This window comes from Actinocrinis sp. (assembly GCF_035650855.1).
GTDB lineage: Bacteria > Actinomycetota > Actinomycetes > Streptomycetales > Catenulisporaceae > Actinocrinis.
The window spans coordinates 1-21,198 of the sequence record NZ_DASRGV010000003.1 but is presented as its reverse complement, the minus strand read 5'-3'; the positions used below and the strand labels follow the sequence as shown (position 1 = coordinate 21,198).

Genomic DNA, 21,198 nt, shown 5'->3' with positions numbered 1-21,198 from the left:
CTACCACCGCTTCGATCTGCTACGGCTGACGCGGGTCGTAATGGCCCGCGGTACATAACGTGACGCTGCGGTAAGAACCTTGTATTGCGCGCCCGGGATGCTCACCGGCAGGCCGCGGTTCAAGTCCCGCAGCGCCGCCTTTACTACGTCATCCGCATTCAGCCACATCCAGCTAGGGATGTCGCTCGTCTCGATCTCCGCGCGCTGATGGAACTCGGTATGCGTGAAGCCGGGGCACAGCGCTATGCACCGCACTCCGCTGCCGCGCACTTCCGCGGCGACACCCTCGCTGAACGAGACGATCCACGCCTTCGCCGCGCTGTAGGTGCCGCGAGGCACGAACGCGGCGACCGAGGCGACATTGATCACGGAGCCGCGCTTGCGCTCGATCATCCCGGGCAGCACGGCGTGCGTGAGGCGCATCGTCGCGCGGATGTGCACGTCGACCAGCGTCTCTTCTTCCTCCACGCTGCTCTTCAGGAAGCCGTGCCCCAACCCGAAGCCGGCGTTGTTGACGAGGATGTCGACGGGTGGCGCGTCCTCTGGTTCGCCTTCGCCGCGCAGCCGCGCCGCGACCTTGGCGCAGCCCTCCGTCGTCGAGAGGTCAGCCGGGAGCGTCTCGACGTGTGGTGCGCCGCGCCCGCGCAGTTCCTCGGCGACGGCGTCCAAGCGCGCCGAGTCGCGGGCCACCAGCACCAGCCGGTGCCCTGAGCCCGCGAACTCGGCGGCGAAGGCCTTGCCGATTCCGGCCGTGCCGCCGGTGATCAATGCCGTCGTCATGGCGACAGCTTCGCATGCTCCGGCGGCACGGCGCGAGGGCACGTGGCGGACAGGCCCCGGCGCGTCACCCGGCCCCTGGAGGCGCGCCGTCGCGGTGCTCTATCCGCTCTCTTCGCTCGCTCTACCCATTGGCTCGTCCTCCGCGTCGGCCTTGCCGCCGCGCGGGTGTGACGAACCGTCAGCTGCTATCCGAGGTCAGCGAACTGGCCGTCGGCCATTCCCGCCACGAAGGCCTGCCACTCGGCCGCGTCGAAGACCAGTGCGGGCCGGGAACGGTCCGTCGAATCCCGGACCGCCACATGCCCGGCCTCCAGCGCGGCCAGCTCCACGCAGCTGCCGCTGCCGCTGCTGTGGCTGCTGATCCGCCACTGCGCGCCGGACAGGTCGAGGGCGTACTTGCCGCGGCGCGGCGCGTCCGCGGGGTCGGCCGCGCCGGCGGCTTCGATCTCGGTTCCCTTGTTCATGTCAACTCCTTGGTTGCATCGTGAATCAGGGTGCGTGACTCGCGCGGGCCTAGCGCAGACGCCCGCAGATGATCGAAATATACGTTATAAAGCTTTACGTCACATTCGTCCTCTACGTAGCACGCGGTGGTGTGCTGCTCCAGGTAGACGACATCGGGATCGTCGTCTCCGGGGAAGGACAGAATCGTGAACGGCATGTCCAGCCCCGTGTGCTCTCCGGCCGTGAACGGGATCACCTGCACGACCGTGCCCGGATCCACGGCCCGCTCCAGCAATCGGTTCAGCTGGCTGCGCATGGCCTGAGTACCGCCCACCGGACGGCGTATGGCCGCCTCGTCGAGGATCACCCACAGTTGCGGCGGGTCCGCGCGCTCCAGCAGCTTCTGGCGGTCGAGCCGCAACTCGACCAGCCGGTCCACCTCCTCGGCCGGCGCTTCCGGGCGGCAGCTGCGGATCAGCGCCCTGGCGTACTCCGGGGTCTGCAGGAGACCCGGCACCAGCTGGTTGTGCATGAACCGCATCGCGCAGGTCTCCGCCTCGAAATCCAGGATCGGGGTGATGTGGCCGGGAAGCACGTCCCGGTACGACTGCCACCAGCCGCGCTTGCCGCTCTCCCGGGCGATCTCGATCAGCTCGTCGCGGGCCGGCCCGGCGCCGAGGCCGTAGAGGTCCAGCAGGTCGGCCACGTCGCCGTGGTGCACCGCCACCTGGCCGGTCTCGATCCGGGAGACCTTCGAGGCCGACCACCGGCCCAGCGGCGCGAGCCGCTCGGCCACCTGCTCCCCGGTGAGCCCGGCCGCGATCCGCAGCCGTTTGAGCTCGCCGGCCAGCCGGCGGCGGCGCACGGTCGGATAGCGGCCGGGCATCACGCCCGCCCCCTTCGGCCCTGCCCCTGCGCCTTGCGATACAGCGCGCTCCGGCGCCGTGTCAGCCTGCTTCGCCAGTACAACGACAGGGCCTCCCACGCTTCTCGGACCGTGCGCCGCCCGCGGGTACACGGGCGCCGCGTTTACGGCGCCGATCCTGACGTCTCAGGAGCCACCGGGTGAGCGGACTACCGCGTATTCACCTGAAAGAGTTGCAGTAGTGCAATTTGCATCGGCAATCGCGTGAACGCTTCGTAGCATTCCGTGCAGGCCGCGCAACGCACGGCGCAACGCACGCGGAATCGGACACGACGAGCGGGACCAAAGGTGGCAGCCCGATGAGATCGGCAGCGGCGGCGCAGACGGATCATTCCGCGTGGACCCCGGCGCTGCCGGGCTGGAATCCAGGCGCAGAGCCCGGAGCAGCCCCGCAGGCCGCCCTTTCCGAGGCGCCCCTTCCTGAGGCAGCCGTGGATGGGGCGCTGGCGGGTCCGGGGGCGCTTGAGGCGAGGACGCGGCCGGAACGGCGCACCGCCGTCAATCGCCCGCCGGCCGTCTCAGCGCGCTGGCAGTTTCCCGCGCAGCCGGTGCACGCCCGGATGGCCCGCATCTGGCTGGAAGCGTGGATCGCGGACCGCGGCCTCGGCCAGGACGCCTGTTACTGCGCCGCCGTCGCCTTCAGCGAGCTGGTGACCAACGCGGTGCTGCACGGCGCGGGGCCGGTCACCGTCGAGGTCGCCATCGCGGCGGGCCGCATCGAGTGCGAGGTCAGCGACGGAGCCTGCGACCTGCCCGTGGTCTGCCAGGCCGGCGACGACGACGAGCACCACCGGGGGATGTCGCTGGTCGAGGCGCTGACCGCCGACTGGCGGGTCCGGCTGCGGCCCGAAGGCGGCAAGGCGGTCGCGTTCGTCGTCGAGGCGTAGCGGCCGAAACCGGCCAGGTGCGGTGCGGTGCGGTGCGGTCGGCCGCACGCGGGCCGCTGAGCGGCGCCGCCAAATCGTCGAACGCACGATCGATTGCTGCAATTGCGAATGCCTCGCCCGGCCGCTCTTGCGTTCAGTGCGGAAACAGCTACGCTGCGCAGCGGTTCACCTAGAATTCACCGCGGCAGGCTTCCGGGCCGGCCGCCATCGGCGGCGCCGAGCGCGCCGCGCCGCGGATCCAGGGGAGGGGCGGAACTTGACAGCCAGCAGTGCACCGGAGCTGTGGGGCGACACGGACACCACGAAGGCGCATCCCGCACGCGTGTATGACTACTGGCTCGGCGGCAAGGACCACTTCGCCGCGGACCGGCTCGTCGCGGAACGCGCCATCGCCAACGCCCCGGAGGTGACCCAGGCCTGCCGGGAGAACCGCGCCTTCCTCGGCCGGGCGGTGCGCACCCTGGCCGAACGCGGCGCGCGCCAGTTCCTCGACATCGGCACCGGCTTCCCGACCATGGGCAACAGCGACGAGGCCGCGCACGCCATCGCGCCCGACGCCCACGTGGTCTGCGTCGACAACGACCCCGTCGTGCTCGCGCACAGCCGCGCCCTGCTGGCCCGCCGCAGCCCCGAATGCACCACCGTCCTCGCCGGGGACCTGCGCGAGCCGAAACGGATACTGGCCGACCCGCAGCTGCGCGCGGTGATCGACTTCGACCGACCGGTCGTGCTGCTGCTCATGGCGATCCTGCACTTCATCCCGGACTCCGCCGATCCGGCCGGCATCGTGGCCGCATTCCGCGACGCGATGGCCCCCGGCAGCCATCTGGTGCTGTCGCACGCCACCTACGACTTCAACATCAAAGTGCTGAACAACTCGCGCGTGTACAACGACGCCACCGCGCCGTTCATCCCGCGCAGCCGCGTCCAGATCGCCGAACTGCTCACCGGATTCGAGGTGCTCGAACCCGGCCTTGTGGACGTCGCGCAGTGGCGGCCGGACGGCAGCAGGCCGATCCCGCCGCAGCACCTCAACATCTACGGCGCGGTCGCCCGCAAGCCGTAACCGTCCGTGACCAGCCGGTAACCATGATCGAATCAACAGCAGGGCTCTGATGTGCTCTGCGGCCGAACGGAGAGCAAGTATATACGTAGGCTACGATGCGTACCATTGCCGATTCCCCCATCTCAGGTATATAGTCCCCGGCAGCGCTTTATACGGTAGTTGCACGGTCTCGCTGCGTATGCGCGGCAGGAATCCCCGGGCTGCGCGACCTCGTTCCACGGCGACGCAAGGCGAAGCCGTCCGAGTACGGGTCCGCACCGCGCCGTCCTTCGAGGAGGTTCGACCGTGTCCACCCTCGTCCGACCGGTGGTGATCAGGGCTGCCCACGGCCGGGGCCCCGTGCTCGCTCCCGCTCTCCCGCAGCCGGTGGCCGACCCGCCGATCGGCCGCGAGGAGCTGCTGCGCCAGGCGCGCGAGCGGCTGCGCCAGGGGCCCGGGGCGCTGCTGCACGGACCGGCCGGGATCGGCAAGTCCAAGCTGCTGACGGTACTGGCCGCCGAGGCCGCCGCCGCCGGGGTCAGGGTGCTGCGCTGCACTCCGGCCGAGGCGGAGCTGCGCCTGCCGTTCGTCTGCCTGATCGACCTGCTCGGCCCGGTTTCGGACGAGACCATCGCCCGGCTGCCCGGCGGCATGGGCACCGCGCTGCGCGCGGCCCTGCTGCGCGGCACCGTGCCGCACAGCGACCAGGACCGGCTGAAGGTCCAGCTCGCGGTCCTGCACCTGCTGCGCGAGCTGTCCGCGCGCATCCCGCTCTGGCTGGTCATCGACGACCTGCAGTGGGTGGACCGGCCGACCGCGCAGGTGCTCGGCTTCGTCGCCCGCCGCATGGCCGACCTGCCCGTGCGCGTCCTGGCCGCGGAGCGCGCGCCCGAGGGCGGCTCCCCGGCCTACGTGGACCTGGTGCCGCCGGACATCGCCGAGTTCGCCGTCGCGCCGCTCGGGCTTTCCGACGTGGCCGCGATGCTGGACCAGTACACCGGCGCGAAGCTGCCGCCGCCGACCGTGCGCCAAATACACCGCGCCTCCGGCGGCAACCCCTTCTACGCGCTCGAACTGGCCCGCGCCCTGCCCCCGGACCAGTGCGCCCTCGCCCCCGGCGAACTGCTGCCGATACCGTCCCGGCTGCGCGCGGTGCTGCTGCGCCGGCTGCGCGAACTACCCGACCCGACCCGCTCGGTTCTGCTGCTGGCCAGCACCGCGGACCGGCCCACGCTCACCCTGCTCGGCAAGGTGGACGGCGAGGCCGACTTCGCCCACCACCTCGCGGTGGCCGAACGGCTCGGCGTCATCAGGGTCGGCGCGGACGGCCTGATCCAGTTCGAGCACCCGCTGGTGCGCGCCGCGATCTACGCCGACGCCTCCTCCAAGGCCCGCCGCGCCGCGCACGCCGACCTGGCCTCCGCCGTCGTCGAACCGGTCGAACGCGCCCGGCACCTCGCCCTCGCACACCCGGCCGAGAACGAGCAGGTCGCCGCGACCCTCGCCGAGGCCGCCGCGTCCGCGCGCCGCCGCGGCGCCCCCGCGACCGCCGCCGAACTGGCCGCGCTCGCCGCCCAGCGCACCCCCTCCGACGAGGGCACGCTGCGCACCGAGCGGCTGCTCGCCGCCGCCGAATACGCCTGCGACGCCGCCCTGCGCGGCGAGGCGCGCAGGCTGGCCGAGCAGGTCCTCGGCCAGAGCGCCTCCCCGGCGCACCGCACCGCCGCCCGCATCCTGCTGCTGCGCTGCGCGGGCAACTCGCTCGGCGAGGTGGGCCCGCTCATCGCGCAGGGCCTTGCCGAGGTGGCCGGCGACCCGGGGCTCGAGGCCAAGCTGCGCTGCTGGTCCGCGCGGGTCGAGCTCGTCGTCGGGCACGTGATGGCCGCCGCGGTCTTCGCGCGCGAGGCCGCGCAGCTGGCCCGCCGCGCGGGCGACCCGCTCACCGAGATCTCCGCGCTGACCACGCTCGCGCACAGCCACGGCCTTACCGGTGACCCGGCCGGCCGCGCCGCGCTGGAGCAGGCATTCGAGCTGGCCGCACACAACCCGGCCGCCGCCTGGGGGCCCGCTGGGCTGTGGGAGCCGGTGCGCCGCGAGGCCCTGTACGACATGCAGGCCGACCGGCTCGCCTCCGCCGAGCGCAAGGTGGCCGCGCTGCTGGACCGGGCCGGCGACGCGATCGGCGTCGAGGACCTGTGCACGATCCTGATCACCCAGACCGACATCCGCGTGCGCGCGGGCGCCTGCCGCGGCGCGACGCAGAGCGCGCAGCGGGCCCTGCGGCTGATCGAGGACTTCAGCGACGCCTGCGGCCCCGTGCTGTTCGCGGCGGCCCTGGCCGAGACCGCGGGCGGCACCCTGGCCCGCGCCCTCTACTACGCCGAGGCCGGTCTGGCCGCCTCCCGAGCCGACGGCGACCAGCACGGCCTGGTGCGCAACCTCGCCGTGCTCGGCCGCATCCACCTGCTGGCCGACGAGCCCGCGCGCGCGGTCGAGCCGCTGCGCGAGGCCGAGGAGATCGAGCGGCGCATCGGCATCACCGACCCGGCCTCCGGCAACTGGCACGCCGACCTGGCCGAGGCGTTGGTCGCGATCGGCGAGCCGGAGGAGGCCGCGGCGCTGATCGCGGCGGTCGGCGAGCAGGCCAGGCGGCTCGGCCGGCGCAGCGTCATCACGGCCCTGGACCGCTCGGACGCGCTGCGCCTGGCCGCGATCGGCAACCTCGCCGAGGCCGCGGTACGGCTGCGCGCGGTCGCCGAGCAGCAGCAGAACCTGCCGCTGGAGCGGGTGCGCACCCTGCTCGCGCTGGCGCAGGTCGAGCGCCGGCGCAGGCACCCCGGCGCGGCGCGCGACGCGCTGGCCGAGGCGCACCGGCTCGCCGCGGACGCCGGCGCGACGCTCTGGGCGGAGAAGGTCGAGCGGGAACGCGGCCGGCTCGGCGATCCCATCGCACAGGCCGGAGCGGGCGCGGACAACTCCGCGCTGACCGGGGCCGAGCGGCGCTGCGCCGAACTGGCCGCGGCCGGAGCGACCAACCGGGAGATCGCGGCAGCGCTGTTCGTCAGCGTGAAGACGGTGGAAGCGACGCTCTCGCGCAGCTACCGCAAGCTCGGCGTGCGGTCACGCACCCAACTGGCGCGCATGCTCGCCGAGGCGACGCCTTCGCCGGCTCGGCTGCGCGCGAGCTGAGTCCCTCAGCTACAGCGTCAACGCCTTAGACAGTCGCGGGGCGCGCCGGTGTAACCGGCGCGCCTTCGCGTTTGCACAGTTCGCGCAGTGGGCGGCGCTCGTCCGGCCCGCCGACGGATTGGGCACATTACCACGATGTTTCGTGATATCGGCGGGCCTGGGTTGAAGACAAGGGTTTTCCCGCTTATGGCAGCACCCTGTCCCGCCTAGCGTGAAAGGCGTGTTCACCGGCTTGCGCCAGCCAGTAGAACGCGCCCTGCACGACCCGCCATGCCCACCCGTGGAGGAGCACTAGTGAAAGTCCGTCATCGGCTGCTGAGCGCACTCGCGGCGCCGATACCCGTGCTGGCCCTGGCTGCCGCACCGTCCCACGCTGCCGCCGCACCGCGCGTCGCCCTCTCCGGCGACGTGGTCGGCGCGGTCAGCCACTCGACCCGCCTCGGCGATCTGGCCGCGAACGCGCCGGTCTCGGTGGCCGTCACCCTCGCCCCGCGCGACCCGGCCGCGCTCGACGCGTTCATCGCGGCGGTCAGCAACCGCAAGAACCCGCTGTACGGCAAATACGTCACCCCCGCGCAGTTCGCCGCGCGCTTCGGTCCGACCGCCGCCACGGTGAACCGGCTCACCACCTACCTGCACTCCCAGGGCTTGAAGGTCGGCAACATCGCCAAGGGCAACCTCGTGGTGGACGCCTCCGGCACCGCGGCGCAGATCGCCAAGGCGTTCGGCACCCACCTGTCCAATTACCGTCAGGGCTCGAAGTCCTACTACGCCAACGACGCCGCGCCGACGCTGCCCTCGGACGTCGCCGCCGGCGTGGTGGACGTCTCCGGCTTGAGCAGCTACGTGAAGCTCCAGCACAAGTCGGTGACGCCGGCCGCGGTCCAGCCGCGCGCGACGAACTTCACCCCGGCCAAGATCCGCAGCGGCTACAACCTCAGCTCCCTGATCAGCGCCGGCTACAAGGGCACCGGCAAGAGCGTCGCCCTGGTCGAGTTCGACGACTACGTGCAGTCGTACATCACCACCTACGACAACAAGTACTCGCTGGGCGTCTCCTCCAACCCGTCCCGCGTCACCGTCGACGGCGGCTCCGGCGGGGTCGGCAGCGGCGAAGTCGAGGTCGAACTCGACATCGAGGTCGTGCAGGCCATCGCGCCCGGCGCCCCGATCAAGGTGTATGAGGCCCCGAACACCGACGCCGGCGAGCAGGACCTCTACGCCGCGATCGTCAGCGCCGACGTCCCGGCGACCTCCAGCAGCTGGGGCGCCTCGGAGCTTGACCGCACCAGCTCGAACCTGAACGCCGTGCACACCGTGCTCCAGCAGGCCGCCGCGCAGGGCCAGTCCATCTACGCGGCCTCCGGGGACAGCGGCTCGCACGACGCGCAGAACGGCGCGACCGCGGTCGACTACCCGGCCTCCGACCCGAACGTCACCGGAGTCGGCGCGACCAACATCACCGAAACCTCGACCGGCGCGTACAGCAGCGAGTCGGCGTGGTCGGGCAGCGGCGGCGGCGTCTCGGTGACCTGGGCCAAGCCGAGCTTCCAGTCGGCGCTGTCGGGCAGCTACCGCTCCGTGCCGGACGTAGCGACCGACGGCGGCCCCAACAGCCCCTGGTACATCTACTCGGCGGGCAGCTGGCAGCAGGTCTGGGGCACCAGCGCGGCGGCCCCGAGCTGGGCGGCGTTCACCGCGATCTACGACCAGTACGCCGCCGCCAAGGGCAAGGCGGCGCTCGGGTACGCCAACCCGACGCTGTACTCCATCGGCGCGGGCTCGACCTACTCGAGCGCGTTCCACGACGTCAAGAGCGGAAGCAACGGCGGCTTCAGCGCGGGCACCGGCTACGACCGGGTCACCGGCTGGGGCTCGTACAACGCCGGGAACTTCATCACCGACGAACTCGGCTGAGCCCGCCGCACACGGGCTCGCCTCCAAGGCATGCGCCTGCTGAACACCTCACCGATAGCTGCCGTCGGTCGCGGCACATGCACTCGGACGGCCTCCGGACCCCGGTCCGGGGGCCGTCCGGTGTCACCGGCACCGGCCGGGAGCCGGTCGGCGGCCGGGTAGGACCAAAGGATGAGATGCTGCCAGGTGCAGCGGGCACGACACTGGTGAAGGCACCAGTGCGCGGCACAAGAAGGGCACTCATCCATGACACGAGCGATCGTCTACGACGAGTACGGCGGACCCGAGGTCCTGCGCCTCGCCGAACTGCCTGATCCCGAGCCGGGCCCCGGCCAGGTGCGCATCAAGGTCCGCGCCGCGGGCGTGCAGCCGGCCGACACCAAGCTGCGCAGCGGAGCCTGGAAGGACTGGGCGCCGGTGACCTTCCCCGGACGGCTCGGCAACGAGGCCTCCGGGGTCGTCGACGCGATCGGCCCCGAGGTCACCCAGTTCGCCGTCGGCGACGAGGTGCTGGGCCCGGCGAACGGCGCGTACGCGGACACGATCGTCGCCTCCGCCAAGCTGCTCGCGCTCAAGCCCGGCGCGCTGACCTGGAGCGAGGCGGGCGCGCTCTCGGCATCCGGACAGACCGCCTCCACGGTGCTGGAAGACCTCGCGGTCAAGCCGGGCGAGACGGTCCTGGTCAACGCGGCGGCCGGCGGCGTCGGCCTGATGGCGGTTCAGATCGCCGTCGCCCGCGGGGTGCGGGTGATCGGAACGGCCCGCGAGGCGAACCACGACTTCCTGCGCGAACTCGGCGTCATCCCGGTGACCTACGGACCTGGCCTGGCCGACCGGGTCGCCGCCGCGGCGCCCGAGGGCGTGGACGCGGCACTGGACGCGGCGGGCGGCGAATCGCTGGAAGCCTCGCTGCGGATCGTCGGCAACCCGGAGCGGGTCGGCACCATCGTCGACCAGGCCGCCGCCAACCGGCTCGGCGTCAGGGCCCTGGGCACCCGGCGCTCCGGCTCGCGCCTGGCCGAGCTCGTCGCCCTGGCCGCGGCGGGCGAGCTGCGCGTCTTCGTGTGGAAGGAGTTCCCGCTCGAGCGCGCCGCCGACGCGCACCGGGAGAGCGAGGGCCGCCACCTGCGCGGCAAGATCGTGCTCGTGCCCTGATTCGCCCGTTGCCGCACGCTCCACCAGCCACGGCCGTCGCACCGCGAACCGGTGCGACGGCCGTGCAGTATCCGACGTGTGACGGGCGTCACAGGCCGGGCCGGAAAACCGGCTTGAGTCTCCAGTAACTGGAACCGGAACCGTAGAAGCCATGGAAGACCGCGCTACGCAGCGGCTGCTGACGATCGGGGAGCTGTCCCACCTGACCGGGGTGCCTGTGCGCACCATCCGGTTCTACTCGGACACCCGATTCGCCGGAGCCGCGCTCGTCGAGCCCGCCGGGCGCAGCCCGTCCGGCTACCGGCTCTACGACCTCGAGGCGGCAGCCCGCCTCGAGCTCGTGCGCACCCTGCGCGACCTGGACATCGACCTGCCGACCATCGCCCGCGTGCTCGCGAAGGAGGTCAGCGTCGCCGAGGTCGCCCGCGCCCACGCGGACGCCCTCGACGCCACGGTCAAGGTGCTCCGGGTACGGCAGGCGGTGCTGCGCGCGGTCGCGGTCCGCGGATCCGACTGGATGGAGATGGAACAGATGCACCGACTGGCCAAGCTGGACGCCGCCGAGCGCAAGCGCATCCTCGACGGCTACCTCGACAAGGTCTTCCGCGGCCTGGACGAGGAGGAGTCCGGGCGCGGGGCGTTCGAGCGGATGATGCGCGCCGCCTTTCCCGACCTGCCCGAGGAACCCACCGCCGAACAGGTCGAGGCCTGGGTGGAGCTGGTCTCGCTGATCCAGGACGAGGACTTCGTCGCCCGCTGCCGGCAGATGGCCGAGCACGGCGCGCAGAAGCGCCGGCGGCTGTCCGACGAGAAGTGGAACCGGGTGCAGGCCGGATTCGGCACCGTCCTGGCCCCCGAGGCGCAGAAGGCCTACGCCGAGGGCGTCGACCCGGTCTCCGACGCCGGGCAGGCCCGGATCGAGGCGATCATCGCCGCGTGGGCCCAAGTCGTCGGCATGCACGACCTCGAGGCAGGGCGCAGGGAACTGGTGGAGAGCATGGAGGCCAACCTGGACCGGCGGGTCAACCGCTTCTGGGAGCTGGTCTCCGCCGTCGCGGGCAAGCCCGACCTGGCTTCGCAGGGCGCGCCCTCGTTCGAGTCGATGGAGTGGCTCCTCAAGGCGCTGCGATCCGCGTCCTGATGTATTTCTGACCGGCCGTCAGAACAGCCTTCTGATGATGGTCCACCCCGCGTTCCCGCATCGTTATCAAGAGCGGGCCCGCGGGGCTGGACAACGTGCCCTGCGATACGTCACCCTGCCCTCTGCATCGCACGGAACAAGGGTTTCGCGCGGAATCTGGGGTGGGGAAAGGGACATGAACGGCTTCTTCAAGTTCGTCATCCGCGGCAACGTCGTCGGCCTGGCCGTGGGCGTGGTGATCGGCGCGGCCTTCAGCACGGTGGTGGGGGCGTTCGTCTCGGCGTTCCTGTCACCGCTGGTGGACTGGGCGACCAGCGGCGTCGGGGACTACAGCAGGATGGCGTTCCACGTCGGCTCGGTCACCTTCGGCTACGGGGCCTTCATCAACGCGCTCATCGCGTTCGCGCTGACCGCGTCCGCGATCTACTTCCTCGTGGTGCTGCCGGTCAACAAGATCAGCGAGGAGCTCAACCCGCACCACGACCTGACCAAGGCCAAGCGCGCCTGCCCCGAGTGCCTGACCCAGATCCCCGCGATGGCCCGGCGGTGCAGCGCGTGCACGGCCCGCGTCGAACCGATCCTGGACGCGGACTCCGACAAGCTCATCGAGAGCACGCCCGGCGAGATCGAGCTGGGCGCCTCGGCCGCGCTGTCGGTCAAGGCGGTCGGTGCGGTGGCGAAGGCCGAGTAGCGCCGACCGGCCGGATCACGCGGCGGCACACACGGGCCGCGCCGTAATGCGCGGCCCGTAGTGGTTTCACAGCACCTTGCCGCCGTACATCTCGCCGAGCGGATCCGCCAGCAGTTCGATCCGCGCCCCGTCCGGGTCGCGGAAGTAGAGCGAGACGCCGCTCTCGACCTGGCACGCCACCCCGGCCTCGGCCAGCTTCCCGCGCAGCCGCTCCCAGCGCTCGGGCTCCACCGAGATGGCCAGGTGGTGCAGCCCGCCGAGCACCTCGGCGTACGGGCCGAGGTCCAGGCCGGGCAGGTCGAAGAAGGCCAGCAGGTTGCCGTGGCCGATGTCGAAGAAGAAGTGGTTCGAGCCGCGGTAGTCGCGGTTCTCGAAGATCTCGGTGAGCGGAAACTCCAGCAGCTCCTGGTAGAAGCGCACCGTGCGCTCCACGTCCGAGCACAGCAACGCCACGTGGTGCACGCCCCGCGCGCTGCTGCCCGGGCGCTGCTCGCGCAGATACGTCGCCCGGATCCGCGCCCGCTCCGCTTCGATCCGGTCATAGTCGAGTGCCGTGCCGTCAGGTGCCATCTCGCGCCCCTTCACGCATTCCCCCTGCTTGCGGCGACTCTACCGCCGCGCCGCCGGTTAGGATGGTTCACATGACCGGGGCAACGGGCACGCCCGATACGGGCACCCCCCAGCCGCGCTGGCTGACCGCCGACGAGCAGCGCACCTGGCTCGCATTGCTGGCCGCGATCAACCTGCTCGACGAGGACCTGGACCGTCAGCTCCAGCGCGACGCCGGCATGCCCCATACGTACTACATGGTGCTCGCCGCGCTTTCCGACTCGCCGGGCCGCCGCATGCGGATGAGCGACCTCGCCTCGCTCAACCACGCCTCGCAGAGCAGGCTCACCCACTCGGTCAACCGGCTGGTCGCGGCCGGATGGGTGCGCCGGGAGAAGTGCACCGGCGACCGCCGCGTGGTCTACGCCGTGCTCACCGACGCCGGTTTCGAGGTGCTGAAGGCGGCGGCGCCGGGGCACGTCGAGGCAGTGCGCAACGCCCTGTTCGACCGGCTGAGCCCGGAGCAGGTGCGGCAGCTGCGCGAGATCTGCGAGACCCTGATCGCGCGCCGCGGCGGTTCGCCGCGCTGGCCGCACCCCGACGACGCCGCCGAATGGCGCGCCGAGGCGACCGCGGACGAATGCGTGTAGCGCGGCAGCCGCACCCCGACGACGCCGCAGCCGCCGGACGTCCGGCACCGCCGCCCGGGCGAGCGAGGGACCGCGGGACGGCAAAGCTCAGAACCGGTCAGGACTCCAGCGTCGCAGGGTCCGTATTCGCGCCGCTGATGACGACCACGACGCGCTCGTAGACGTCCGGCACATACGCGCCCGACTGGATCGCCGCGAACGCGGCCGCGGCGCCGTACTCGGCCGGGATGCGGCGCTGATCCCACAAGGCCCGCCGGGCGCGCACGATCTCCTCATCGGTGACCTGTACCGGGACGCAGCCGGCCGCGCGGGCCAGATCCAGCGCCAGCTGGGAGATGCGCCGGGCGCCGAAGGAGTCCCCGGCCGGCGTCAACGCGCCCTCGGCGCCCGGGGCGTCGATCGGGAACCCGGCCTCGAGCGCGGCGCTCAGCGTCCTGCCGCGCTGCGGCTCGACCGGGACCACGCGGATGCCGGTGTGCTCGAGCGCGGCGCAGGTGCCCGCCACCAGGCCGCTGCCGACCGGGACGATGATCGTGTCGATCTCCGCGCCGATCAGCTCGCTGATCTCGGCGGCCAGCGTGCCCGCGCCCACCGCGATCATGGGGTTGTCGGACGCGTGCGAGTAGAGGGCGCCGATCCGTTCCGCGTGGTCCGCGGCCGCCCGGGCCGCCAGCTGCGGATCGCCCTCGACGCTGTGCACCTCGGCCCCGTACTCGATCAGCCGCCGCATCAGCCGCGCCCTGGCGGCCCGGTATCCCGCGGCCCGATCAGGGGTCTGCGCCTCCGACTCCTCGGCGATGAACACCGTCGCGCGGCCGCCCGTCTCGCGCGCCGCCCACGCGCAGGCCACCGCCGCGTTGCCGTTGCCGCAGACCGCCGTGACGGTCCCCGAATCCGGCAGGGCGCCGTGCTCCAGGTGATACAGCGCCAGATTCGCCGCGCCGCGCGCCTCGAAGCTGCCGGTCACCTGGGTGCTCTCGCAGGCCAGGTAGAGGCTGGACTCGTCGAACGGTTTGACGTCCGCGGCCACCAGGGTCACCGGCCGGATCCGCGCCGCGATCCGCCCGGCCGCGGCCTTGACGTCCGCCGGGCCGATGGGCGGGGTGCCCGTGAACGGACTCGTACTGGCTGGCCCGGCACCGACGTTCATCTTCGACCACTCGTTTCCTGGCGCGCGATTCTCGCAGCGGGCGCGAAGCCGCGAGCCGGGGGCGCGAAAGCCGCGAACCCTGATGCCACCATCCGGCCTGGTCGGCTCCTTCCGAGCTGATACACCGTAAGTTACGCTGTATCCCATGGCTCGTCCATCTCTCGGCGAAGATTCGCTCTCGCTCGACGTGATCGCCAGGGCGGCGCTTCGCATCATCGACTCCGAAGGCGCCGACGCGCTGAATTTCCGCAGGCTGGGCAAGGAACTCGGCGTCGCGCACATGACGGTGTACCGCAGGCTCGCCGAATACAAGGTGCCGCTGGACGGCTGTGTTCTCGACTATGTTGTCGGAACGATTCCGCAGCTGCCCGCCGATGCAACATGGGCCGACGCGACCGAAGCGCGCTTCACCGCCCTCTACGAACTCATCGTCGCCCACCCGGGCATCGTCGCGATGCGCCGCGGCGGCCCGTGGCTCGGTCCCAAGGTGATGCAGCGGCTGATCGAGCCGCAGCTCTCCGCGAACCTCGCCGCCGGGATGACGCCCGATCAGATGGTGCGGGCATACCGGCGGATGTACCTGTTCACCCTCGGCTGCGCCTGCTTCACCGACCACGCGACGCCCGACGCGGTCGTGCAGCGCACCAAGGCCGCCATCAGCGCCCTTCCACCGGAGCAGTTCCCCGCTGTCACCGCGCACCCGGAGGCGATCCTCAAGGGCGTCATCGACCACGAGGTCTTCTACGGCGGGCTGCGCCAGCTCATCCGCGCCGCCGACCCCGGCCTCGAATAGCCGCACCGCCAGTCGCACCGCCGCGCGAGCGTCGTCGGCCCCTTCGATGACGCGGCTTTTCCGGGAAGTCACCGGAAGAGACGAGGCGCGCTAGACCATCGGCATAAACCTCTTTCCGTTTGGGCGAAGGACCCGGCACCGCCCGCGGCACCGGTCGTTGCACGGGCCGACCCGATCCCTGACGCCGCGTCGCGCCGGGCCACGCCCCGAGGCGCGGCCCTGCGGCGCGCCCGCGCGAAGGAGAGCCCTGATGAAGCCTGCCGGTCCGGTCGAGTCCGAGGACGCGCGATGAGCCGCGTCGAGATCACCGTCGCGCAGTACCGCGGCTACGGCTACGACTGCCGCACCCTCGTCAACGCCGAACCCGAGCTGCCGCCGATCGTGCTGGTCGGCGGCGCGTTCCAGCAGAAGGGCGCGTGGGGCCGGCTCGAGACGCTGCTGGCCCGCTCGGCCTCGGTGGTGACCGTCGACCTGCCCGGCTGGGGCGACGCGGACCTGCTGCCGGCGCGGTACTCGACCGCGTTCCTCGCCGAGGCGCTGCACCACGTGCTGGAACTCGCCGGGCACCGTCGCGCGCACGTGTTCGGCGGCTCCTACGGCGGCGCGATCGCGTTCCGCCTCGCCCAGCACCACCCCGAGCTCGTGCAGAGCCTCGCGCTGATGGGCACCGGCGCGGCCGTCGACGAGCCGCTGCGCTCCGGGCTGCTGCGCACCATCGCGCTGCTGCGCGCCGACCGCGTGGAGGAGTTCGCGCAGTACTCCGTCTCGCTGCTGACCAACGACGACCCCGCCGCGCGCATCATCCGCGGCCCGGCCGTGCGCCGCATCCTGACCGGCGTCTTCGGCGGCATCAGCGCCGACGACGCCGCCAAGTTCATCGAGAACACCCTGCGCCTGCTCAAGCACGAACTGCACGGCGGGTACCCGCTGGTGACCGTGCCCGTCCTGCTCGGCACCGGAGAACACGACGACTTCACCACGCCGCGGCAGTGCCGGGCGCTCGGCCGGTACTGCGCCGACGCCCGCTTCACCGCGCTGCGCAACGCCGACCACGCCGTGCACCTCGAAGTCCCCGACGCCCTCGCCGACCTGCTGCTGCGCTTCTTCTCCGGCCGGTCTTTGGAGGGATCGGCGGCCTGGCACTCCGTGCAGCGGTGTGACGTTGGACACTATGAGAGGGAAGACACTGGGACGGAACACAACCGAAGCGCGGCCGTCCGCGGCGAGCGCGACGCTGGTCCGCGGTGGAGCGCCGAGGAGGATGAGGCGGATGAACAGCTACGGGACGGCGGACGCCGCCCGAGTGGTACACCCCGTGACATGCTCCTCGACAGCCGCACCGGGTCGCGTGACAGCGGCGTCGCGGCAGGCGCCGCGCCGGCGCCGTACGCGACCCGGCCCGCGGACCCCGAACCGGCGGCTGCGCTGGGTTGATGCGGCCCGGTCCGATCCGTCACCCGGGCGCGCTAGCTCCACGTGCGGCCCTCTTTCGCGACGCCGTCATTAACGCATATGGTGATCGCGCACGCGGCGGAGGGTTGGGAAGCATGGCACGACCTATTTTGACCCCCGGAGACGTGCATTCGGAGGGCCGCGCCGCCGCCCGAATGTGCGTCCGCGGACCGGCCCGCCGCAGCTCCGTAGCGCAGCGTCGCCTTCCGGGCGCGCCCAGTAGGCCGCGGCGTGCGCTGCGCCGCGCGGGATCAGGCGCGGAGCGCCTGCCTTGACCGCGGCCGAGGCGGTGGAGTCGGTAGCCCGGGCGTGGACGCGCGCCATCGCCGACACCAGCTACGTCACCTACACCCCCGCCGAGGCCGACGCGCTGCTGTTCGACCACACCGGGCAGGCCGCCGCCGCGCTGCGCGGGGACCGGGATCCGGCCGCCGCCGGTCGGGCCATCGGGGCCGCGCTGGTCGCCGGGCACTACACCGATCCCGCCTCGCTGGCCGCCACCCTCTCCGTGTTCGCGCAGCACGGCGCGCTGCTCGGCGGCGGTCCCGCCGAGCTCGGCGCGCTCCAGGGCGGCATCGCGGCCGGCTACTCCACCGCGCTGCGCGAGCTGACGCTCAATCAGCAGGAGGCCATCCGCAGCGCCGCCTTCGCCGCCCGCGACGAGAGCGAGGCCCGCTTCCGCGCGGTCTTCTCCTCCGCCCCGATCGGCATCGGCCTTGCCGACCTCAACGGACTGGTCGTCGAGGTCAACCAGACCCTGGCGACCATGCTCGGGCGCACCCCGGAGAGCTACCGCGGCCGGCACATCCGCGAGATCGCCCAGCCCACCGACCCGCCGGAGCTGTGGGCCGCCCTGTCCGAGGTGCTGCGCGGCGAACGCGACTTCTACGCGGTGGACAAGGAGTTCTCCCGCGCCGACGGCACCAGCCTGTGGACCCACCTGCGCGCCACCGTCATCCGCGACGAGATCGGCCGCCGCCGCTTCCTGCTCGGCCTGTTCGAGGACATCACCGAGCGCCGCTCGATGCACCTGCACCTGCGCCACCAGGCCACCCACGACCCGCTGACCGGACTGCCTAACCGCACGTTGTTCTTCGAGCACCTCGAGGAACTGCTCGGCAGCGCCGACCCGGAGTGCAAGGTGGCCCTGTGCTACCTCGACCTGGACGGGTTCAAAGAGGTCAACGACACCCTCGGGCACGTCGTCGGCGACCAGCTGCTGGTCGGCGTCGCGCAGCGGCTGGCCGAGTGCGCGGAGCGGCCGGGCCGGCTGGTCGCCCGGATGGGCGGCGACGAGTTCGTGATGCTGCTGGCCGACCACGCGGACGCGGCCTCGGCCACCAAGGCGGCCGACGAGATCCTCGACGCGCTGCGCCGCCCCATCTCCTTCGACGGCCGCGAGATCCCGGTCTCGGCCAGCGTCGGCGTGGTCGAGCACTCGATCGGCGGAGCGCACCCGACCGAGCTGGTGCGCGCCGCGGACATCACGCTGTACTGGGCGAAGGCCGAGGGCAAGGGCCGCTGGGCGCTGTTCGACGCCGACCGCAGCGCCTCGGAGATCACCCGCTACACGCTCAGCGCGGCGCTGCCCGGGGCGCTGGAGCGCGGCGAGTTCGTGGTCGACTACCAGCCGATCGTGGACCTCAAGACCGGCGCGGTGTCCGCGGTCGAGGCGCTGGTGCGCTGGCGGCACCCGGACTTCGGGCTGCTCAAGCCGGACCGGTTCATCGGCCTCGCGGAGGAGACCGGCGTCATCGTGCAGCTCGGCCGCTGGGTGCTGGAGCAGTCCTGCGCCCAGGCGGCGAGCTGGGGCCCGGTCGGTCCGGACGGCGCGCCGCCCGCGGTCAACGTGAACCTGGCGGTGCGTCAGACGCACGATCCGCACCTGGTCGCCGACGTGTTCAAGATCCTCGACGCCACCGGCCTGCCGCCGCAGCAGCTCCAGCTTGAGATCACCGAGAGCGCGGTGGTCGGCACCGAGGACGGCTCGCTCGACGTGCTGCGCGAACTGGCCAAGGCGGGCGTGCGCATCGCGATCGACGACTTCGGCACCGGCTACTCGAACCTGGCCTACCTGCGGCAGCTGCCCGCGCACATCGTCAAGATCGACGCCTCCTTCACCGCGGGCCTGCGCGCGGGCGGCACGGACGGCCACGTCGACGAGCAGATCGTCGGCGCGCTGGTGTCCCTCGCCCACGGCCTCGGCATGTCGGTGACCGCGGAGGGGGTCGAGGACCAGGAGCAGGCCGCGCGCCTCGCCGCCCTCGGCTGCGACTCGGCCCAGGGCTGGTACTTCGCGCGGGCCGTCCCGCCGGAGCAGCTGACCGGACTGCTCGCGCTGCCGGTCACCGGAGTGCCGGCACCGCTAGACCGCCGCCAGGCGCGGTAGACACCGCCGGGTGGGAAAGGCCGTGCGAAGCGCGGCGAGAAATGCCGTGGCACCGGCGGCGGTGCGTGCCTTACGTTCTGCCGGTGAGTAACCGCACTTTCCGCATCACCGTGCGCGGCGCCTTCGACGGTTTGACCGAGGCGCAGCGGGCCGAACTTCTCGCCGACGCGGCAGAACACGACGTGCTGAACGCGAGGTTCACCCCGGAGGGGAACCTCAGCTACGACCTCGCCGCGCGCCCCTTCTTCTCCTTCCGGTTCCTCGACTCCGGGGAGCAGGAAGAGGATCTCGTCGAGGCCGCGAGCCGGGCCGAGCAGTCGGCGCGTGCTTGGCTCGACGCCCGCGGATACGGATACAAGAACCTCAAGTCGCAGGCTGAGGACCTCTCGCAGGCTCCGCTCGGCAAGCGTCAGCGCCGCGCGGCTGCGCGAGAGCTCGGCTGAGGGCGGCGCCGCGGGGGAGGGGCGCCCTCCCGTGCCCGAATTCCGGCGGCCGCGGATGTCAGGAGCGCGCGTACGCGACGCGGCGGGCGGTCTCGAGGATCTCGAGTGAGCGCACGGCGTCGGTGGGGTCGACCGGAGCTGGCGCCCCGTCGAGCAGCGCGGCCGCGATCGCGGCGTAGTAGTTCTCGTATGCGCCCGGTTCCGTTTCGACGGTCTGCGTCGCGCCGGGCGTGCCCAGCGTGCCGAAGCGGTCGGGATCGTCCGCGCCCCAGTCCTTGTCGCCGGGTCGCTGACCGCCACGCAGCGCGTCCTCCTGCACGTCGAGGCCGTACTTCACATACGCGGCCTGCGAACCGAGGACTCGGAACCGCGGTCCGAGGTCGCTGGCGACCGCGCTCATCCACAGATGCGAGCGCACGCCGTTGTCGTGCTCAAGCGCGATGAACGTGTCGTCGTCCGACTTGACCCCGGCGCGGCGCACCTCGGTCTCCGCGTGGCGGACCGTGGCCGGGCCGAAGAGGTGCAGCGCCTGATCCACCAGGTGACTGCCGAGGTCGTAGAGCAGCCCGGCCGCCTCCTCGACGCCGCCGAGCTCGCGCCAGCCGCCCTTGGGCGTCGGCCGCCAGCGCTCGAAGCGGGACTCGAACCTGGTCACCTCGCCCAGCCGGCCCTCGTCGATCAGCTTGTGCACGGTCAGGTAGTCGCCGTCCCAGCGCCGGTTCTGGAAGATCGACAGCAGCAGTCCGGCGTTGCGCGCGGTGGCGACGAGCTCCGCGGCCTGTGCGGCGGTCGGCGTCATCGGCTTGTCGATCACCACCGGCAGCCCGGCCCGCAGCGCGGCGTGCGCGAGCGGGGCGTGCGCGCTGTTCGGCGCCGCGACGACGACCAGGTCGGCGATGCCGGGATCGGCGAACAGCTCCTCGGCGTTCGCCAGGACCCGCACGCCCGGATGCTCCGCGCGCGCCTGGTCGGCGCGTTCCGGCGACCCGGTCACGACCGCCGCGACGCGCATGCGCGGCTCCGCGGCGACCAGCGGAGCGTGGAAGACCGCTCCGGCCAGACCGTAGCCGATGATCGCGACGTCGAGAACCGGAGCCGAAGCCGAGTCAGACATGCGGTCAGCCAATCACAACCGCCCGCGCTAAGACAGCGGTGGCCCCGCTCACGCGGAGCGGGGCCACCAGTTGCCGCTCAGGCCTTGGGCGTCAGTCGATCAACAGGGTGAAGCTCTGCGTGACCGTCGCCCCCTTCTTGATCTTCACGGTGGCGACCTGCGGCTGGTAGCCGTCCTTGGCCGCGATCACGGTGAGCGGGTTGTTGCGGTAGTCGAGCCACAGGGCGTAATGACCGGTGACGTCGGTGTGCAGGGTGTAGTGGGTGGCCCAGGTGTCGATTTGGACCGTCGCACCGGGGATCGGCACGAGCTTGCCGCTCTTGTCGGTGTACTGCACTATTCCGGTGATCTTGCCCCACGTCGCCGGCGGGCTGACCTTCATGCTCACCGGGACCTTGTCCAGCTTGTACGGGGTGTCCGAGCCGAGCGTGAGCGCGGCGGTGTACGTGCCGGGCTGCACGATCGACGGGTCCGCGGCGTTGAG

The 21,198-nt window shown here is 72.0% G+C and carries 19 protein-coding genes; 12 read left to right on the top strand and 7 right to left on the bottom strand.

Features of this window, described 5'->3' with window-relative positions:
• The 3 genes from VFB40_RS00135 to VFB40_RS00125 all read right to left on the bottom strand — a co-directional run bounded on the left by VFB40_RS00135 (position 1) and on the right by VFB40_RS00125 (position 2,110).
• A complete protein-coding gene (locus tag VFB40_RS00135) occupies positions 1-780 on the bottom strand; it encodes an SDR family NAD(P)-dependent oxidoreductase (RefSeq protein WP_324847158.1) in 780 nt (259 codons plus the stop codon).
• 185 nt (positions 781-965) lie between these two features.
• Complete coding sequence (locus VFB40_RS00130; RefSeq protein WP_324847157.1) at positions 966-1,244, bottom strand: DUF397 domain-containing protein; 279 nt, start codon at positions 1,242-1,244, stop codon at positions 966-968.
• Positions 1,241-2,110, bottom strand: coding sequence for a helix-turn-helix domain-containing protein (locus VFB40_RS00125; RefSeq protein WP_324847196.1), 870 nt, complete (start codon positions 2,108-2,110; stop codon positions 1,241-1,243). The genes VFB40_RS00130 and VFB40_RS00125 overlap by 4 nt, the downstream gene beginning before the upstream one ends.
• A gap of 338 nt (positions 2,111-2,448) precedes the next feature.
• Between VFB40_RS00125 and VFB40_RS00120 the strand changes: the two genes are divergently transcribed.
• The 7 genes from VFB40_RS00120 to mscL all read left to right on the top strand — a co-directional run bounded on the left by VFB40_RS00120 (position 2,449) and on the right by mscL (position 12,174).
• Positions 2,449-3,036, top strand: a complete 588-nt coding sequence (locus tag VFB40_RS00120; protein ID WP_324847156.1) for an ATP-binding protein — start codon at positions 2,449-2,451, stop codon at positions 3,034-3,036.
• A gap of 256 nt (positions 3,037-3,292) precedes the next feature.
• Positions 3,293-4,102, top strand: a complete 810-nt coding sequence (locus VFB40_RS00115; RefSeq protein ID WP_324847155.1) for an SAM-dependent methyltransferase — start codon at positions 3,293-3,295, stop codon at positions 4,100-4,102.
• A gap of 285 nt (positions 4,103-4,387) precedes the next feature.
• On the top strand, positions 4,388-7,270 hold the full coding sequence (locus VFB40_RS00110) for a helix-turn-helix transcriptional regulator (protein WP_324847154.1): 2,883 nt from the start codon (positions 4,388-4,390) through the stop codon (positions 7,268-7,270).
• A gap of 294 nt (positions 7,271-7,564) precedes the next feature.
• A complete protein-coding gene (locus VFB40_RS00105; RefSeq protein ID WP_324847153.1) occupies positions 7,565-9,187 on the top strand; it encodes a S53 family peptidase in 1,623 nt (540 codons plus the stop codon).
• Positions 9,188-9,433: 246 nt separating this feature from the next.
• Entirely contained in the window at positions 9,434-10,342 is a 909-nt protein-coding gene (locus VFB40_RS00100; RefSeq protein WP_324847152.1) for an NADP-dependent oxidoreductase, read from the top strand.
• A 151-nt stretch (positions 10,343-10,493) separates the two neighbouring features.
• Positions 10,494-11,483, top strand: coding sequence for a MerR family transcriptional regulator (locus VFB40_RS00095; RefSeq protein ID WP_324847151.1), 990 nt, complete (start codon positions 10,494-10,496; stop codon positions 11,481-11,483).
• Between the two features lie 175 nt (positions 11,484-11,658).
• Entirely contained in the window at positions 11,659-12,174 is a 516-nt protein-coding gene (mscL, locus tag VFB40_RS00090) for a large conductance mechanosensitive channel protein MscL (RefSeq protein ID WP_324847150.1), read from the top strand.
• Between the two features lie 66 nt (positions 12,175-12,240).
• Here the strand turns inward: mscL and VFB40_RS00085 are convergent, their stop codons facing one another.
• Complete coding sequence (locus VFB40_RS00085) at positions 12,241-12,744, bottom strand: VOC family protein (RefSeq protein ID WP_324847149.1); 504 nt, start codon at positions 12,742-12,744, stop codon at positions 12,241-12,243.
• A gap of 71 nt (positions 12,745-12,815) precedes the next feature.
• On the opposite strand from VFB40_RS00085, the gene VFB40_RS00080 reads away from it, so the two are divergent.
• On the top strand, positions 12,816-13,373 hold the full coding sequence (locus VFB40_RS00080) for a MarR family winged helix-turn-helix transcriptional regulator (protein ID WP_324847148.1): 558 nt from the start codon (positions 12,816-12,818) through the stop codon (positions 13,371-13,373).
• A gap of 97 nt (positions 13,374-13,470) precedes the next feature.
• Here the strand turns inward: VFB40_RS00080 and VFB40_RS00075 are convergent, their stop codons facing one another.
• Positions 13,471-14,523 carry a pyridoxal-phosphate dependent enzyme gene (locus VFB40_RS00075; protein WP_324847147.1) on the bottom strand — a complete coding sequence of 351 codons (1,053 nt, stop codon included), beginning with the start codon at positions 14,521-14,523 and terminating at the stop codon, positions 13,471-13,473.
• A gap of 145 nt (positions 14,524-14,668) precedes the next feature.
• Between VFB40_RS00075 and VFB40_RS00070 the strand changes: the two genes are divergently transcribed.
• From VFB40_RS00070 to VFB40_RS00055, 4 genes are all read left to right on the top strand, one after another.
• On the top strand, positions 14,669-15,316 hold the full coding sequence (locus VFB40_RS00070) for a TetR/AcrR family transcriptional regulator C-terminal domain-containing protein (RefSeq protein WP_324847146.1): 648 nt from the start codon (positions 14,669-14,671) through the stop codon (positions 15,314-15,316).
• Positions 15,317-15,604: 288 nt separating this feature from the next.
• Complete coding sequence (locus VFB40_RS00065; RefSeq protein ID WP_324847145.1) at positions 15,605-16,750, top strand: alpha/beta fold hydrolase; 1,146 nt, start codon at positions 15,605-15,607, stop codon at positions 16,748-16,750.
• 289 nt (positions 16,751-17,039) lie between these two features.
• A complete protein-coding gene (locus VFB40_RS00060) occupies positions 17,040-19,157 on the top strand; it encodes a putative bifunctional diguanylate cyclase/phosphodiesterase (RefSeq protein WP_324847144.1) in 2,118 nt (705 codons plus the stop codon).
• Positions 19,158-19,240: 83 nt separating this feature from the next.
• Entirely contained in the window at positions 19,241-19,600 is a 360-nt protein-coding gene (locus VFB40_RS00055; protein WP_324847143.1) for a DUF6204 family protein, read from the top strand.
• Positions 19,601-19,658: 58 nt separating this feature from the next.
• On the opposite strand, the gene VFB40_RS00050 is transcribed toward VFB40_RS00055, so the two are convergent.
• Positions 19,659-20,714 (bottom strand): Gfo/Idh/MocA family oxidoreductase, encoded by a 1,056-nt coding sequence (locus VFB40_RS00050; protein ID WP_324847142.1) that lies wholly within the window; start codon positions 20,712-20,714, stop codon positions 19,659-19,661.
• Between the two features lie 91 nt (positions 20,715-20,805).
• Positions 20,806-21,198: carboxypeptidase-like regulatory domain-containing protein (locus VFB40_RS00045; RefSeq protein WP_324847141.1), on the bottom strand; the 393-nt coding region annotated here is incomplete at its 5' end.